The 16,008-nt window shown below is 34.1% G+C and carries 17 protein-coding genes; 3 read left to right on the top strand and 14 right to left on the bottom strand.

Annotation, left to right across the window (positions count from 1 at the left end):
- Positions 1 to 22 precede the first annotated feature (22 nt).
- The 12 genes from GMC_RS0117270 to GMC_RS0117215 all read right to left on the bottom strand — a co-directional run bounded on the left by GMC_RS0117270 (position 23) and on the right by GMC_RS0117215 (position 10,125).
- Positions 23 to 469, bottom strand: a complete 447-nt coding sequence (locus GMC_RS0117270; protein WP_010523336.1) for a GNAT family N-acetyltransferase — start codon at positions 467 to 469, stop codon at positions 23 to 25.
- A gap of 249 nt (positions 470 to 718) precedes the next feature.
- Positions 719 to 1,540, bottom strand: a complete 822-nt coding sequence (locus GMC_RS0117265; RefSeq protein ID WP_010523335.1) for a mechanosensitive ion channel family protein — start codon at positions 1,538 to 1,540, stop codon at positions 719 to 721.
- An 88-nt stretch (positions 1,541 to 1,628) separates the two neighbouring features.
- Positions 1,629 to 2,390 (bottom strand): tryptophan synthase subunit alpha, encoded by a 762-nt coding sequence (gene trpA, locus GMC_RS0117260; protein ID WP_010523334.1) that lies wholly within the window; start codon positions 2,388 to 2,390, stop codon positions 1,629 to 1,631.
- Positions 2,391 to 2,439: 49 nt separating this feature from the next.
- Positions 2,440 to 2,751 (bottom strand): GIY-YIG nuclease family protein, encoded by a 312-nt coding sequence (locus GMC_RS0117255; protein ID WP_010523333.1) that lies wholly within the window; start codon positions 2,749 to 2,751, stop codon positions 2,440 to 2,442.
- Positions 2,752 to 2,875: 124 nt separating this feature from the next.
- Positions 2,876 to 4,057, bottom strand: coding sequence for a tryptophan synthase subunit beta (trpB, locus tag GMC_RS0117250; RefSeq protein WP_010523332.1), 1,182 nt, complete (start codon positions 4,055 to 4,057; stop codon positions 2,876 to 2,878).
- Between the two features lie 19 nt (positions 4,058 to 4,076).
- Positions 4,077 to 4,727: a phosphoribosylanthranilate isomerase gene (locus GMC_RS0117245; protein ID WP_010523331.1), complete on the bottom strand. Its 651-nt coding sequence runs from the start codon at positions 4,725 to 4,727 to the stop codon at positions 4,077 to 4,079.
- Positions 4,727 to 5,470, bottom strand: coding sequence for an SDR family oxidoreductase (locus GMC_RS0117240; RefSeq protein WP_262482035.1), 744 nt, complete (start codon positions 5,468 to 5,470; stop codon positions 4,727 to 4,729). The genes GMC_RS0117245 and GMC_RS0117240 overlap by 1 nt, the downstream gene beginning before the upstream one ends.
- Position 5,471: 1 nt before the next feature.
- Positions 5,472 to 5,864 (bottom strand): SDR family oxidoreductase, encoded by a 393-nt coding sequence (locus GMC_RS22610; protein WP_010523329.1) that lies wholly within the window; start codon positions 5,862 to 5,864, stop codon positions 5,472 to 5,474.
- A 10-nt stretch (positions 5,865 to 5,874) separates the two neighbouring features.
- Positions 5,875 to 6,654 carry an indole-3-glycerol phosphate synthase TrpC gene (gene trpC / locus GMC_RS0117230; RefSeq protein ID WP_010523328.1) on the bottom strand — a complete coding sequence of 260 codons (780 nt, stop codon included), beginning with the start codon at positions 6,652 to 6,654 and terminating at the stop codon, positions 5,875 to 5,877.
- A gap of 214 nt (positions 6,655 to 6,868) precedes the next feature.
- On the bottom strand, positions 6,869 to 7,858 hold the full coding sequence (gene trpD, locus GMC_RS0117225) for an anthranilate phosphoribosyltransferase (RefSeq protein WP_010523327.1): 990 nt from the start codon (positions 7,856 to 7,858) through the stop codon (positions 6,869 to 6,871).
- A 208-nt stretch (positions 7,859 to 8,066) separates the two neighbouring features.
- Positions 8,067 to 8,636, bottom strand: coding sequence for an anthranilate synthase component II (locus GMC_RS0117220; protein WP_010523326.1), 570 nt, complete (start codon positions 8,634 to 8,636; stop codon positions 8,067 to 8,069).
- 91 nt (positions 8,637 to 8,727) lie between these two features.
- Positions 8,728 to 10,125 (bottom strand): anthranilate synthase component I family protein, encoded by a 1,398-nt coding sequence (locus tag GMC_RS0117215; protein ID WP_010523325.1) that lies wholly within the window; start codon positions 10,123 to 10,125, stop codon positions 8,728 to 8,730.
- 246 nt (positions 10,126 to 10,371) lie between these two features.
- On the opposite strand from GMC_RS0117215, the gene GMC_RS0117210 reads away from it, so the two are divergent.
- The 3 genes from GMC_RS0117210 to gyrB all read left to right on the top strand — a co-directional run bounded on the left by GMC_RS0117210 (position 10,372) and on the right by gyrB (position 13,624).
- Positions 10,372 to 10,689 (top strand): rhodanese-like domain-containing protein, encoded by a 318-nt coding sequence (locus GMC_RS0117210; RefSeq protein ID WP_010523324.1) that lies wholly within the window; start codon positions 10,372 to 10,374, stop codon positions 10,687 to 10,689.
- Positions 10,690 to 10,835: 146 nt separating this feature from the next.
- Positions 10,836 to 11,411 carry a carbohydrate binding domain-containing protein gene (locus GMC_RS0117205; protein WP_010523323.1) on the top strand — a complete coding sequence of 192 codons (576 nt, stop codon included), beginning with the start codon at positions 10,836 to 10,838 and terminating at the stop codon, positions 11,409 to 11,411.
- Between the two features lie 275 nt (positions 11,412 to 11,686).
- Complete coding sequence (gene gyrB, locus GMC_RS0117200; protein WP_010523322.1) at positions 11,687 to 13,624, top strand: DNA topoisomerase (ATP-hydrolyzing) subunit B; 1,938 nt, start codon at positions 11,687 to 11,689, stop codon at positions 13,622 to 13,624.
- A 78-nt stretch (positions 13,625 to 13,702) separates the two neighbouring features.
- Here the strand turns inward: gyrB and GMC_RS0117195 are convergent, their stop codons facing one another.
- Together GMC_RS0117195 and ffh are read right to left on the bottom strand one after the other, a co-directional pair.
- Positions 13,703 to 14,590 carry a bifunctional 5,10-methylenetetrahydrofolate dehydrogenase/5,10-methenyltetrahydrofolate cyclohydrolase gene (locus GMC_RS0117195; RefSeq protein WP_010523321.1) on the bottom strand — a complete coding sequence of 296 codons (888 nt, stop codon included), beginning with the start codon at positions 14,588 to 14,590 and terminating at the stop codon, positions 13,703 to 13,705.
- 40 nt (positions 14,591 to 14,630) lie between these two features.
- Complete coding sequence (gene ffh, locus GMC_RS0117190; protein WP_010523320.1) at positions 14,631 to 15,959, bottom strand: signal recognition particle protein; 1,329 nt, start codon at positions 15,957 to 15,959, stop codon at positions 14,631 to 14,633.
- Between the last annotated feature and the right edge of the window lie 49 nt (positions 15,960 to 16,008).

Genomic DNA, 16,008 nt, shown 5'->3' with positions numbered 1-16,008 from the left:
TTTAAAGCAAGCAAAAACTATTTCAATTTTGTTTCAACATGGCAGTATGCGGAATTTCATCTTCCAAATAAACATCTCCATAGGATTCAAAACCTAATTCTGTATAAAAACGTTTTAAATACAATTGTGCCGAAATCTTTATTGTTGTTTCTCCATATTGTGCTTCAATAGCCGATATAGATGCCTTCACAATATCCCTTCCGTAATTGAATCGGCGGTATTTTTTTGCTACCAAAACCCTCCCAATACTGGCATACTTAAAATAGTCGTTAGGTTTAAAAATACGAGTGTAAGCCACTATTTCGGAATCAATCCTACCAATTATATGCATAGCTTTTTGATCCTTTTGATCCAAATCTTGGTAGGCAATGAGTTGTTCTACTACAAAAACTTCACTCCGGATACGTAAAATAGCATACAGCTCAGCTTTGGTAAGTGTTTCAAAACTTTTAATGGTAATATCTAGCATTTTTATTATTTTTTACTGATTCTGATTTTAAACTATTTAAATAAAAAATTAGCTTTTTTTATATTTAGCAAAAAAAGAATATATAAATATACCTTTAGCTAAAGTGATATTTTATTTTAAAGTATCAAGTAAAAAAGACCTTTTTTTGAACGAAAAATTTTAACACCATTACTGGTGTTGCTACACGCAAAAGAGCAATTATTGCTACAATAATTGCTCTTTTTACTTCTAGCTTTAGCTTTATTTTAACTATTTAGCCGTATGATTTACTCGTTGTGGGAATGGTATTTCAATACCTGCTTTGTCAAGTGCTACTTTTACATTTTGTAATGAATTAAAATAAACATCCCAATAATCTGCCACAGTAGCATGCGGGCGAACATTTATATTTACTGAACTATCTCCCAATTCCCCTACTGCAACCGTAGGCGAAGGTGTTTTTAATACTTTAGGATCATTTATAAGTGTATCCATAATCACCGTTTTAGCCTTTTCAATATCGTCGGAATAACTAATACCAACTACTAAATCCACTCGTAAGTGTCCTGTACTTGAAAAATTAGTAATATTCCCGTTGGATAAAGCTCCATTTGGTATAATGACTTCTTTGTTATCAGGTGTAATAATTTTTGTAACAAAAATTTGAATTTCTTTAACCACACCAATTGCGGACTGTGCTTCAATTAAATCACCTACTTTAAATGGTTTAAACAATAAAATTAATGCGCCACCTGCAAAATTTGCTAATGAACCCTGTAAAGCCAAACCAACTGCCAAACCTGCGGCACCAATAATAGCAACAAATGAAGTGGTTTTTACTCCAAGCTGCCCCAAAACGGTAATAACTAATAGTGCTTTTAAAGCCCAAGTAAGTAAATTTAATAAAAAGCCTTTTAAAGATTCATCAATTTCTGTTCTATTGAGGGCTTTCTTAATCCCTTTTACCAATAATTTAATGATCCAAAGACCAATAAATAATACTAAGATTGCCTGAGCTATTTTTAAACCGTACTCAGTTGCTATTCCAATAAATTTAGAAACATCTATTGATTTCAATGCATCCATGTCCATAATTGTATGTTGTTAAAGTTTAGATAAATTTAAACATAACTATCTTAATCACAAACAATATAGATTGGAGTTTTTTTGCTATCATAAACTATCTAATGTTATTAATAAAGGGAGGAATACCATTAACACCATCCTTAGTTATCATTTTAATAAAGGCCGAACCTATTATTGCTCCTTTAGCTTTTGTTGTAGCTTGAGCAAATGTTTCGGCATTGTTGATTCCAAAGCCTACAATTTGTGGATTCTTTAAATTCATTGCTCCAATGCGGTCAAAATAGCTTTCTTGCGTATTCCCAAAACCAGAAGTTGATCCAGTAACACTTGCGGAACTTACCATATATATAAATCCACTAGAAACGCTATCAATAAAGCGAATACGCGCTTCGCTAGTTTGCGGTGTAATTAAAAACACATTAATTAATCCGTATTTTTCAAAAGTTTCTCTGAAATGCTCATCGTATTCTGCAACTGGTAAATCCGGAATAATTAAACCATCAATGCCCAATTCTTGGCATTTTTCACAAAATGCCTCTACTCCATACTGCATCATAGGATTAAAATAGCCCATAATAATTAACGGAATGCTTACTGTGTCACGTATCCCTGCTAATTGTTTAAATAATTTTTGGGTTGTCATTCCATTTTTTAAAGCCGCAGTGGAACTATCTTGAATGGTTGGCCCATCCGCTAAAGGGTCACTAAAGGGTAAACCAATTTCAATCATATCCACTCCTGAATCCTCTAGCTTTTTTATTATCCCAACGGTATCGTTTAACGATGGATACCCTGCGGTAAAATATATAGACAGTAATTTTTTGTCTTCGTTTAGTTTTTTGTTTATTCTGTTCATAAAAAATATAACTTTCATTTCCACGAAGGTGGAAATCTAATATTATCTGCTAAAATGAGTCAATTCTCCAATTCCAATCTTCCCAATCAGGATTATTAGCATTAATCAAATTGTTCTTCCATTCGCGATTCCATTTTTTTAATTGCTTTTCTCTTTTTATTCCTTCATTTGGATATATAAACGTCTCAAAATAAACTAACTTATGAATGTTACATCTATTAGAAAAACCTTTATTACTTTTACTTCTATGCTGTTTAAGTCTCTGCTTAATATTACCAGTAAAACCTATATATAGAACTGTATGATTCATATTTGTTAATATGTAAACAAAAAATAAATCTTGTTGCTCTTTTATATACATTAACTAATTTTAATGCTTTTAATTTTCATTAATTCTTATTGAATAAAGCTTAATTAGCAATATAATTTCAACCTTAGAATTAGTGACTTAAGACTTCCGACTTCTCGGAAGTGGACTTACGCATCTATAATTTAAAATAGTCGATATAGGTATTCAAATCTTTATCTCCTCTTCCCGAAAGGCTAATTACCACGACATCATCAGGCTTAAATTTTTTGTCATTAAAAATGGCTAAAGCGTGGGAGGTTTCAATTGCAGGGATAATTCCTTCCAATTGCGAAAGCTCAAGACCTGCTGTCATAGCATCATCATCTGTAACCGAATAGAATTCGGCCCTACCCGTTCTTGCCAAATGCGAATGCATTGGACCCACTCCCGGATAGTCTAGTCCAGCCGATATTGAGTACGGTTCAGTTATTTGACCATCGGGGGATTGCATTAGCAATGTTTTACATCCATGAATAATCCCTTCCTTTCCTAATTTACTAGTAGCAGCGCTTTCTCCACTATCAACTCCTTTACCTGCAGCTTCCACGGCAATAATACCAACGTTCGTATTTTCTAAAAAATGGTAATATGTTCCCGCAGCATTACTCCCACCTCCAATACAAGCCACTACATAATCAGGATCTTCTTTACCTTCTTTTTCTTTAAGCTGCCATTTGATTTCTTCGGAAATTACGCTCTGAAAACGCGTTACCATATCTGGATATGGGTGTGGCCCTATGGCTGAGCCAATAATGTAATGCGTATCAACCGGATTATTTATCCAATCTCGGATTGCTTCATTTGTGGCGTCTTTTAATGTTCTACTCCCCGATTTTGCAGGTCTAACTTCTGCGCCAAGCATTTTCATACGTGCTACATTGGGTGCCTGTCGTTTGATATCAATTTCCCCCATGTATACAATACACTGAATCCCCATTAAAGCGCAAACTGTAGCTGTTGCAACGCCATGTTGCCCTGCACCTGTTTCCGCTATAATTCGATTTTTACCCAATTTTTTAGCCACTAAAATTTGACCAATGGTATTGTTAATCTTGTGAGCTCCTGTATGGTTTAAATCCTCCCTTTTTAAATATACTTTAGTATTGTATTTTTCGGAAAGACGTTTAGCAAAATACAATGGACTTGGCCTGCCTACGTAATCTTTTAAAAGTTGATCAAATTCAGCTTTAAAATCGGGTTGATCCATTATTTCCAAATACGTTGTGCGTAACTCTTCTACATTTGGATATAACATTTCAGGAATGTATGCTCCCCCAAAATCACCGTAATATCCTTTTTCATTAACATGATATTTCATAATTTATAGCTATTGGCTATCAGCTATTAGCTGTTAGCTGTTCTACTTTTTCTAAAAATTCTTTTACTCTTTTGGCGTCTTTAACACCAGGTGTTATTTCAAATTTACTATTTAAATCCAAGGCATAAATGGGTAAATCCGTTTTTAGGATTTGTTCAATTTTTGATAATTCTTCAATTCCAATTCCGCCACTTAAAATAATGGGAACTTTGCTAGTGTAATTTTTTAAAACACTCCAATCAAACGCATATCCGTTTCCTCCTTTTTGCTTTCCTTTAGTATCAAATAAAAAATAATTAACATACCATTCATAGGACGCTAGTATTGAAAAATCAAATGCATCTTTAATTCCAAATACTTTAAATATTTCAATATTAGTAAGCTTTTCCCTCAAATTTTTACAATATTCAGGGGATTCACTTCCGTGAAGTTGAACCGCTTTAAAATCATATTTTTTAACTTTTTCGAAAATAAAATCAATCTCAGCATCTACAAATACTCCAGTTTTTTTTATAGTATGATCTATTTCAGGAATAGCGCCTTCAAAATTCCTTGGAGATTTTGGATAAAAAATAAACCCTAAATAATCAGGTTGCAAAGCAGCAACTTCTTGAATGTTAGTTGCATACTTCATTCCGCATACTTTTATTTTCAATTTCTTTTGTTCCATTATCCAATAACAGGCGTTATGTTGTTATTATCAAAATTGATGTTGTGTGCAAAATCATACATTTCTTTAAATACCAATGTCATGTCTGGCTCCTCAATATCCTTCAATAATTTACGCACTAATTTTGATTCAAATTGGTGTTTTTTGGAGGTGGAATAACTTGCCAATTGCCCGCCTACCGTTTTATAAAATAACGCTTCTATAATGCTTTTATCCTTAGGTTCTTCCGTAACAAATTCCAAACCATCAATCCCACATTTATTAAACATCATGGTCAATAAATACTGAATTCCTACGTTTTTTGTTAAGGTAATATTTAATTGTTTTTCTTTTAAATCTGCCGACCTTACAATGGCTTTTGCTACATAATCCACTGGAACAATATTCAGTCCCCCTTCAGGATTTAATACAATACGTATCTTACCAATATCTTTATAAATGGATTTCATTTTACTAAAAAAAGCTCCAATTGCATAAAACACAATGTAACTATTAGTCACATATTTAGGGGTGTCCAATAAACGTCCGGAAATAACACTCGGTCGCGCTATAGTACATTCAAAATCATTAGCTGCTGCAAGTTGCAGCACCTCTTTTTCAATCTTCATTTTAAATTCTTCGTAAAAATTTCTGAATTTAAAATCATCTTCAGCATGATAATCATCTGTAATAACTCCCTCAATATCTCCACGAGAAAAAGCCGTACTTACAAACACTAGTTTTTTGGTACGCTTTTTTATCAATTCAAAAAAAAGTTTTAGTGCTTTTGTAGTTAGTTGCCGCAATTTCTTTTTTAGCTTTTAACCCTTTTCCCAAGTTTACAGATGCCGCCAAATGAAAAACGGTTAATTTATTTCCTGCATCATTAGGAATTATAAAATTACTGATGTCTCCTTCTAAAACCTGCACATTTTTTTTTATGTAAGTTTTAAAAAAGGGGGCAATCTTTTGAGGAATTAAACTAGGTGTAAATACTTCCGAGTGTAAACGCTCCCATCCTGTTTTTCCATTACTACTACGAATAACTAAATAGATTGGCGTATCCTTTTGCTGATTATGAAGGTCAAAAAGCAACTCAAACAACACATGCGAACCTACGTTTCCTGTAACCCCAGTAATTAAAATTGCTTCTTTCATAATTATTAATTTATAACTGCCCTATAAATTCAATAGCACTTTGAGCTGGATTATCAGTTTTCATAAAGTTTTCCCCAATTAAAAACCCTTGATAACCATAAGGTTTCAATTCTTTAATAGCTTTTACTGAACTAATTCCACTTTCCGAAACCTTTACAAAATCATCAGGAATCTGCCTACTTAAACTTTTACTAGTTTCTAAACTCACTTCAAAAGTTTTTAAGTTTCTGTTGTTTACTCCCAACATATCCAACGAAGGCATTAGGGATTTTTCCAATTCTTCCTGATTGTGCACTTCCAACAACACATCCAAATCTAAACTTTTTGCAAATTCAGAAAGGTGTTTTATTTCATCCCTGGTCAAACATGCAGCGATTAATAAACAAACATCTGCTCCGTAGGCTTTTGCCTCCAATAACTGATAAGGATCAATAATAAATTCCTTGCGTAGCAAAGGCATTTTTACACTAGCTCTCGCCGTTAGCAAATCATCTAATGAACCTCCAAAATACTTCCCATCAGTGAGTACTGACATTCCACAAGCTCCTGCCTTTTCATAGCCTTTTGCTACATCCCAAACGCTACTTTTTTGATTGATTATTGCCTTTGAAGGAGACCGGCGTTTATGCTCTGCAATTATTCCCGTATCGCTTTCGCGAAGTGCTTTTGCTAATGACACAGTAGCGCGTTCAAAAAGTACTGACTGCTCCAGCTGTTTTACTGGAATCAGTTCCTTTCTGAAGTCAACTTCAATGCGTTTATCTGCTACTATTTTATCTAATATATTCATTTTTGCTTAGGTTAAGGGTTGAAGGTTGGTAGTTGAGGGGTATTCTGAAAATACTTTAACCTCTTGCTTTTGTCCTTCTATCCTATCTAATATTTTTATTCTTACTTGGGTTGAGGGTTGAAATCTGAAGGTTGAGGGGTATTCTAAAAATACTTTAACCTCTCTTTTACCTTCTACCTTTAACCTTCAGTCCTGTACCTTTAACCCAATTTATCTACGATAAATTTTGCACTTTCTTTAAAACTTCCAAGCCTTTTCCGCTTAGTAAACTTTCTTTGGCTTTTTCAAAACCTTCTTTTGGTGTTAAGTTCAATACCGTTGCAATCGCCATTCCAGAATTAGCACAAACTACATTATTTTGTGCTTCGGTACCTTTTCCGCTCAATACATCGACAAATATTTTAGCAGATGATTCAATAGAATTCCCTCCATAAATATCCGATTGTTTTAACTGAGTTACTCCAAAATCATCTGGTGTTAACATGGCTTCAGTTTGTCTAGTGATTGTTTTGGTTTTTCCTGTTAAGGATATTTCATCATACCCATCCAAGGCATGCAAAATGGTAAAGTTTTTAGTTCCATTTTGGTATAAATACCCATACATACGCGCTAATTCCAAATTAAAAACTCCTACCATTTGGTTAGTTGGAAAGGCTGGATTAACCATAGGACCCAACATGTTGAAAAATGTTTTTACTGCCAACTCCCTGCGTATAGGCGCTACATTTTTCATTGCTGGATGAAACAAAGGTGCGTGTAATACACAAATACCCGTTTCATCAATACTTTTGGTTAAAAAGTCTTTGTTGTTACTAAACTTAATCCCCAAATGCTCCATTACGTTTGAACTTCCGCAGGTTGAAGACACCCCGTAATTTCCATGTTTGGTCACTTTTATTCCCGCCCCAGCGGCAACAAATGAGGATAGTGTTGAAATGTTAAATGTATCCTTACCATCACCTCCCGTACCACACAAATCAATTGGGTTATATTCACTTAAATCAACTGCCACACAAAGTTCCAACAACGCATCTCGAAAACCTTCCAACTCCGCTACGGTAATGCTACGCATCATATACACGGTAAGGAATGATGCTATTTGGCTGTTGTTATAACTTCCGTTTGAAATATTCACCAAAATATCTTTAGCCTCTTGCTTACTCAGTACTTCGTGACTTATTAATCTGTTTAGTATATTTTTCATTTTTCATTCGCTTTGCGAATTGCTACCAGCTAATTCACTAGAGGCAATTTACTTTTATAATTGATTTAGCAATTTAGGGTCACTAATTTATTATGATTTTATAAATCCTTTTTTATCTTTAAACTTCAGTATTTTGGATCATTTCATCTTAAAACTCTTCTCATTATGAGACTCCCTCCTACGAGGGAATTGATAAATAACTATTAATTTAATTATTTACCCAATTCTCTAACATTTTCATTCCATCAGGTGTTAATACTGATTCTGGATGAAATTGAACCCCCCTAACATCAAATTCTTTATGACGCAAGGACATTACCTGTCCGTTTTCGTCCAAAGAGGTAATCTCCAAACTATCAGGAAAGCTTTCTTTAGCTACCACCCATGAATGATAACGCCCAACTTCAAAGGATCTTTTTAATCCTTCAAACACTAAATCATTATCCACTACTGTGGTTATTTTTGTAGCTACTCCATGGTATACATCATCTAAATTCCTTAGCGTTCCGCCAAAAACCTCACCAATAGCTTGCTGCCCTAAGCATACTCCAAAAATACTTTTTGTAGCCGCATATTTTTCAATTATTGGTTTGAGTAAGCCTGCTTCATCTGGTATTCCAGGTCCTGGCGAAAGTAATATTTTGTCAAAATCCGCTACCTCATCAATATGCAATTGGTCATTTCGTTTTACTACAACTTCACAACCTAAGTCCTCTAAATAATGAACCAGATTGTAAACAAACGAATCGTAATTATCTATAACTAATATCTTTTTCATAAGTACTACTCCTTAAATAAAGGAATCTTATTTAATTAATTCTATTCCTGGGAAACTTTCGCCCTTACGGGAGAAATTAAGACTGTTTCTATTAAATATCTTCAGCTAATTTTAACGCTTTAGTTAAGGCACCTAATTTATTATATACTTCTTGTAACTCACTTTCTTCTTTACTTGCTGTTACTAAACCCGCACCAGCTTGCCAATGCAAACTATGATTTTTACTTAGAAACGTTCGGATCATAATGGCGTGATTAAAATTACCTTTAAAATCCATAAAACCAATAGCTCCACCATAAAATTCCCTGTTTATCGTTTCATACTTTTCAATCAGCTGCATTGCCATATGCTTTGGAGCCCCACTTAATGTTCCGGCTGGAAATGTATCGGCTACTACTTGCATTGTTGAGCTGCTTTCGCGCTTTTTCCCCGTAACTTTACTTACCAAATGGATTACATGGCTGTAAAATTGCACTTCGCGGTAACGCTCTACATTTACATCACTCCCGTTACGACTCAAATCATTTCGCGCCAAGTCAACTAACATAACATGCTCACTATTTTCTTTAGGATCTAGCGCCAACTTTTTGGCCAAAACAGCATCTTTTTCATCATCCCCCGTACGCTTAAATGTCCCGGCAATGGGATGAATTTCTGCAATCCCTTCGTCCACTACTAATTGTGCCTCGGGTGAGCTTCCAAAAATTTTAAAATCTCCGTAATCAAAATAAAACAAATAAGGCGAAGGATTTACGCTACGCAAAGCACGGTATACGTTAAATTCATCACCCTTAAACTTTTGCGAAAACCGTTTGGAAAGCACTAGCTGAAATACATCGCCGCGTTGACAATGTTTTTTAGCAATAGCTACATTTTTTTTAAACGTTTCATCATCAATATTACTTGTAGTTTCACCTACCGATTCAAATGAATAGGAAGCAAAATTTTTCACTTTTATTAATGATTCTATTTCGTCAATATTACTCTCCTTTTTGTAAGTATGTGCAAAAATATAAGCCTCATTATTAAAATGGTTAATTGCTATAATATTTTGATAAACGGCATAGTATACATCTGGAATATCAAGCTTATTGGGCTTTTGACTAATGTCCACGTCTTCAAAATAGCGAACAGCATCGTATGAAATGTAACCAAACAATCCGTTATTTATGAATTTAAAGTTACTATCATCGGTTTCAAAAATGCTTCCAAAAGCTTCAATAGCCTCAGGAATATCTGTTTTGGTAGTAATATCAGCAACTTGCACGTGACCTTCAGGACAAATTTGAGTAATCTTCTCATCCTTTACTGTAATGCTCGCTATAGGATTACAGCATATGTATGAAAAACTATTGTCCGATCCGTGATAATCACTACTTTCCAACAATAAACTGTTTGGAAAACGATCTCTAATTTTTAAGTACACACTTACAGGCGTAATGGTATCTGCTATTATTTTTTTAAAATTCGTTTTAAGTTGGTAACTCATATTGGTTCTGTATTTTCGAATCTTTATTAAAGAGCGATGTAAAAATATAAAATAAAAAAAGGCTTGTCGTGATTGACAAGCCTTTTTTGAATGAAATTTTGAACAAAAATTTATATAAAATGCATAATATCACAGCTAGTTAACTAGAGATATCCACCACCAAATATTAAATTTTAAATTTTTCATCAGGCAAATGTAATTATTTTTTATTTTTTTCGATAACATTGTATAATAAAATTTAAAATTATGAGACAAGATATAGATCAAGACGAATGGATTGAACTTTTAGAAAATGATGAAAATGCTGTCATTTTAGATGTACGTACGGATGGCGAAATTGAAGAAGGCTATATTGCCAATATGAAACAAATTGATTTTTTAGAAGGTCAGAATTTTTTAGAAGAAGTAGCTAAACTAGATAAATCTAAAAATTATTATATCTATTGTCGTTCAGGCAACAGAAGTGGTCAAGCTTGTGATATTATGGAACAACTCGGTTTTGACACCACTTATAACTTAGAAGGTGGTTTTATGAACTGGACAGGTGATATTGTGGAAGATTAACCTGTTATATCATTTTTATTAATTGATAAATTTTTAAGTATCAATATTTTCTAAATACCAAACTTATCAAACACCAAAAAAAGATTTTTTAAAAGAATACCTTTTTTGGTGTGATTATTGACTTATTTTTGATTAAAACATAATAAATGAAAACTACACTATTCTTTTTAATCTTACCATTATTAACAACTAAAGCTCAAAACCTTATAGAAAATTCTAGTTTTGATAATGGCACTAAAAACTGGCAATTTATTGTTAAAAACAACAATCAAGATGACATCGCTCTTGAAGCTAATTTTAAAAGCAACTATGAACGTAAAGCAGAGAGGTTTAAAAAACATGCTAAAATTGAAGTAATATCTATTGGCAAAACAACCAAGCATTCAAATGTGATTTTACAACAAAAAGTCGAAGGCTTAAAAAAAAATAAGAGATATAATTTTTCAGTCTGGATAAGAAGTAGATCTAGAAATAACGACAAATTAACTTTAAATATTATTTCTGCCCCTACTAACACTGGATCTAAATTACCACAAACTACTATTGCATCTACAGAATTAAAATATAAATGTAATGGTATATGGCAACAAGCTAATTTTGAATTCGAGACTAGATCAAAGAACAAAAATAAATTAGATTTAAAAAACACTATTCTTCAAATTGGTTTTGGCCATAGAATCGGTGATTTTTATATTGACAGTATTGAAGTCATCAGAAACTAATAATAAAAAAAATCAAAACCTGTAATTTAATTACAGGTTTTGATTTTTTATTAATCGATTACATGTTTTAAGCCTTTTTTAAGGACTTTCCTCTTATCACTCATTTTTATTCACTTCAAAAAAGGAACAAAACACCTTTTAAGACCATTTAAACCTCTTTTTAGCAACTTTTAATTATTAACCTTAATAGTGTTAATAACTTAGACCCACCCCTCTTAAAACTCCTGTCTTAGTTAACTATATTTGAATATAGTATTTGTAAAACAAGTAAAATTATGAGCGAAGAAGCTAAACAGGGCTATTCAGCCGATAGTATTCAGGCACTTGAAGGAATGGAGCATGTACGTATGCGTCCTTCCATGTATATTGGTGATGTAGGTGTACGTGGTTTGCACCATTTAGTATATGAGGTAGTTGATAATTCCATCGATGAAGCTTTAGCAGGTCATTGCGATGTAATTACTGTAACTATAAATGAAAACAATTCGGTTACCGTAACCGATAATGGACGTGGTATCCCTGTTGGATTGCACAAAAAAGAAGGTGTTTCTGCCTTGGAGGTAGTAATGACTAAAATTGGAGCCGGTGGTAAATTTGATAAAGATTCTTATAAAGTATCTGGTGGACTTCACGGAGTTGGAGTTTCCTGTGTAAATGCACTATCAGACCATTTACACGCCACGGTTTTCCGCGAAGGTAAAGTTTGGGAACAAGAATACGAAAGAGGAAAAGCCGTATACCCTGTAAAATCAACTGGTGATACTGATAAAAATGGAACAATTGTTACCTTTTTACCAGACAGATCTATTTTTCAGCAAACTGTAGAGTATAATTACGATACACTTGCTAGCAGAATGCGTGAATTGGCCTACCTTAACAAAGGAATCACCATTACCTTAACCGATGCACGTAATACCGATGATAAAGGAGAGTTTATTTCTGAAACTTTTCATTCTAATGAAGGATTAAAAGAATTCGTAAGCTTTCTTGATGCTTCAAGAAATCCTATTATAGGGCATGTTATTGCCATGGAAGGCGAAAAGAATGATATCCCTGTTGAAGTAGCTATGATCTACAACGATTCATATGCCGAAAATTTACATTCCTATGTAAATAACATTAATACCCACGAAGGAGGAACGCATCTTTCTGGTTTCCGAAGAGGATTAACCTCTACCTTAAAGAAATTTGCTGATAATTCTGGATTATTAGATAAGTTAAAATTTGAAATTGCTGGAGACGATTTTAGAGAAGGTTTAACCGCTATCATTTCTGTTAAAGTCCAAGAACCACAATTTGAAGGACAAACAAAAACTAAATTAGGTAATCGAGAGGTAACTTCTGCTGTTTCTCAAGCTGTTTCTGAAATGTTAGAAAACTACCTTGAAGAAAATCCAGCGGATGCTAAAACCATCATACAAAAGGTTATTCTTGCCGCTCAAGCCCGCCATGCTGCCAAAAAAGCACGTGAAATGGTACAACGTAAAACCGTAATGAGTATTGGTGGTTTGCCTGGAAAATTATCTGATTGTTCTGAAACCGATCCAGCTGAGTGTGAAATATTCCTTGTAGAGGGAGATTCTGCAGGTGGAACAGCTAAACAAGGTAGAGATCGAAATTTTCAGGCTATTTTACCCCTACGTGGTAAAATTTTAAATGTTGAAAAAGCCATGCAACACAAGGTTTTTGAAAACGAAGAAATTCGAAATATATTTACTGCTCTAGGAGTTTCTATTGGAACAGAAGAAGACAGCAAAGCCTTAAACTTGACCAAATTACGTTACCATAAAGTAGTAATTATGTGTGATGCCGATGTTGATGGTAGTCACATTGCAACTTTAATTTTAACCTTCTTTTTCAGGTACATGAAAGAGCTTATTGAGCAAGGCTATGTATATATTGCTGCGCCACCGTTATACTTGGTTAAAAAAGGAGCTAAAAAACAATATGCTTGGAATGATGATCAACGCGATATTTTAGTAAAAGAATACGGTGAAAACTCAAAAATCCAACGTTATAAAGGTCTTGGTGAAATGAACGCAGAACAACTTTGGGACACCACTATGAATCCTGAATTTAGAACTATGCGTCAAGTAACTATAGAATCTATGACAGAGGCTGACAGAGTATTCTCGATGCTTATGGGAGACGAAGTTCCACCTCGTAGAGAATTTATTGAAAAGAATGCTATTTACGCAAATATTGATGCTTAATAGCTCATTCTCACAAAAAAATGCGTTAAGCTTTAAAAGTTGAGCGCATTTTTTATACTTTATATTTATACAGAAGCTTTACTTTTCGTTTTCCATATGACGCGATCTTGCCAACAAGGTATTTTTTAACAACATGGCAATGGTCATTGGCCCTACTCCACCAGGAACAGGTGTTATAAACGACGACTTAGGTGCTACAGATTCGTAATCCACATCACCTGCTAAACGAAAACCTCTTTTCTTAGAAGCATCTTCTATACGCGTGATTCCAACATCAATAATGGTAACCCCTTCCTTAATCATATCTCCTTTTAAGAATTCAGCAACTCCCAAAGCAACTACAATAATATCAGCATTTAGAGTAAGTTCTTTTAAATTTTCTGTTTTAGAATGCGCAACAGTAACCGTAGCATCCCCAGCAGCTCTTCGCTGACTCATTAAAATACTCATAGGTCGCCCTACGATATGTGATCTTCCTATAACCACTACATTTTTACCAAGGGTGGGCACATTATAACGCTCTAACAACTCCATTATTCCATAAGGAGTAGCTGGCAAAAAAGTGGGTAATTCCAAAGCCATTCTACCAACATTAACAGGATGAAAACCATCCACATCCTTAGTAGCATCCACAGCTAGCAAAACTTTATGCTCGTCAATATGTTTAGGTAATGGTAACTGCACTATATAACCATCAATTACATCATTAGTATTTAACTCCTCTATTTTGGCTAACAATTCAGCTTCTGTTGTATCTTCAGGGAACTCTATTAAAGTAGACTCAAAACCTACGAAATTACATGCCTTAACTTTAGCTCCAACATAGGTTTTACTAGCACCATCGTTACCCACAATTACAGCAGCTAAATGAGGCACTTTTTCTCCTTTTGCTTTTAATTGGGCTACTTCAACAGCAATTTCATCTTTAATATCACTACTTATTTTCTTCCCGTCTAGTATTTCCATTAATGTAGTTTTATTTATATTCTATTTAAAAAGTTAATCCTTACTTCATTCCCTGCATCATCTGCATCATGCGTTTACCGCCTCCACCTTGCATCATTTTCATCATTTTACCCATTTGGTTAAACTGCTTCAATAATTGGTTTACTTGCTGAATTGATGTTCCGGACCCTTTTCCAATACGTTTTTTTCTGCTGGCATTTATCAATTGTGGATTTGCTCGTTCTTCTGGCGTCATGGAGTGTATAATAGCTTCAATATGTTTAAAAGCATCATCATCTACATCAACGTCCTTCACCATTTTTCCCATACCAGGAATCATTCCCATCAAATCCTTGATGTTCCCCATTTTCTTGATCTGCTGTATCTGACTTAAAAAATCATCAAAACCGAACTGGTTTTTGGCTATTTTTTTCTGAAGTTTTCTGGCTTCCTCTTCGTCAAACTGCTCCTGTGCTTTTTCAACAAGGGACACAACATCCCCCATTCCTAAAATACGATCCGCCATACGCGATGGATAAAAAATATCAATCGCTTCCATTTTTTCGCCCGTACCAATAAATTTAATTGGCTTATTAACCACGGATTTAATTGAAAGTGCCGCACCACCTCGGGTATCACCGTCTAGTTTTGTTAAAATGACACCATCAAAATTTAGTACATCGTTAAAGGCTTTCGCGGTATTTACAGCATCCTGACCTGTCATGGAATCCACCACAAACAAGGTTTCTGAAGGATTGATGGCTTTATGAATGTTAGAAATTTCATTCATCATTTGCTCATCAACAGCTAAACGACCCGCGGTATCAACAATTACCACATTGCAACCATTAGCTTTTGCATGCGCCACCCCTGCTCTGGCTAATGCTACAGGGTCATTGTTTTCTTTATCACTATATACCTCAATCCCAATTTGATCACCAACCACATGTAACTGATCAATAGCCGCCGGACGATATACATCACAAGCTACTAATAAAGGTTTCTTTGTCTTTTTATTTTTAAGAAATTGAGCTAATTTACCTGAAAAAGTAGTTTTTCCTGAACCTTGTAAACCGGACATTAAAATTATTGATGGCGTGCCTGAAAGGTTGATTCCTTCAGCATCTCCCCCCATTAAATCAGTCAATTCATCCTTGACCAATTTTACCATTAATTGACCTGGCTTTAAACTTTTAAGCACATCCTGGCCAATAGCTTTTTCTTTTACTCGTTTGGTAAATTCTTTTGCTATTTTGTAATTTACATCAGCATCAACTAAAGCTCTTCGGACTTCTTTTAAAGTTTCGGCAACATTTACCTCAGTAATTTGACCATGACCTTTTAGTACATGAAGTGCTTTATCCAGCTTATCGCTTAAATTATCAAACATTTTTATGGTATATTTTAAGGGTATTTCTAAAACACAAATTTAGGAATTT

It is taken from the genome of Aquimarina agarivorans, assembly GCF_000218485.1.
Lineage (GTDB): Bacteria > Bacteroidota > Bacteroidia > Flavobacteriales > Flavobacteriaceae > Aquimarina > Aquimarina agarivorans.
This window is presented reverse-complemented; position numbering and strand designations above follow the sequence as displayed.

Coding starts and splice junctions, on each gene's coding strand:
- GMC_RS0117270 (WP_010523336.1), bottom strand. CDS start 469: ATGCTAGATATTACCATTAAAAGTTTTGAAACACTTACCAAAGCTGAG.
- GMC_RS0117265 (WP_010523335.1), bottom strand. CDS start 1,540: ATGGACATGGATGCATTGAAATCAATAGATGTTTCTAAATTTATTGGA.
- trpA (WP_010523334.1), bottom strand. CDS start 2,390: ATGAACAGAATAAACAAAAAACTAAACGAAGACAAAAAATTACTGTCT.
- GMC_RS0117255 (WP_010523333.1), bottom strand. CDS start 2,751: ATGTATATAAAAGAGCAACAAGATTTATTTTTTGTTTACATATTAACA.
- trpB (WP_010523332.1), bottom strand. CDS start 4,057: ATGAAATATCATGTTAATGAAAAAGGATATTACGGTGATTTTGGGGGA.
- GMC_RS0117245 (WP_010523331.1), bottom strand. CDS start 4,727: ATGGAACAAAAGAAATTGAAAATAAAAGTATGCGGAATGAAGTATGCA.
- GMC_RS22610 (WP_010523329.1), bottom strand. CDS start 5,864: ATGAAAGAAGCAATTTTAATTACTGGGGTTACAGGAAACGTAGGTTCG.
- trpC (WP_010523328.1), bottom strand. CDS start 6,654: ATGAATATATTAGATAAAATAGTAGCAGATAAACGCATTGAAGTTGAC.
- trpD (WP_010523327.1), bottom strand. CDS start 7,858: ATGAAAAATATACTAAACAGATTAATAAGTCACGAAGTACTGAGTAAG.
- GMC_RS0117220 (WP_010523326.1), bottom strand. CDS start 8,636: ATGAAAAAGATATTAGTTATAGATAATTACGATTCGTTTGTTTACAAT.
- GMC_RS0117215 (WP_010523325.1), bottom strand. CDS start 10,125: ATGAGTTACCAACTTAAAACGAATTTTAAAAAAATAATAGCAGATACC.
- GMC_RS0117210 (WP_010523324.1), top strand. CDS start 10,372: ATGAGACAAGATATAGATCAAGACGAATGGATTGAACTTTTAGAAAAT.
- GMC_RS0117205 (WP_010523323.1), top strand. CDS start 10,836: ATGAAAACTACACTATTCTTTTTAATCTTACCATTATTAACAACTAAA.
- gyrB (WP_010523322.1), top strand. CDS start 11,687: ATGAGCGAAGAAGCTAAACAGGGCTATTCAGCCGATAGTATTCAGGCA.
- GMC_RS0117195 (WP_010523321.1), bottom strand. CDS start 14,590: ATGGAAATACTAGACGGGAAGAAAATAAGTAGTGATATTAAAGATGAA.
- ffh (WP_010523320.1), bottom strand. CDS start 15,959: ATGTTTGATAATTTAAGCGATAAGCTGGATAAAGCACTTCATGTACTA.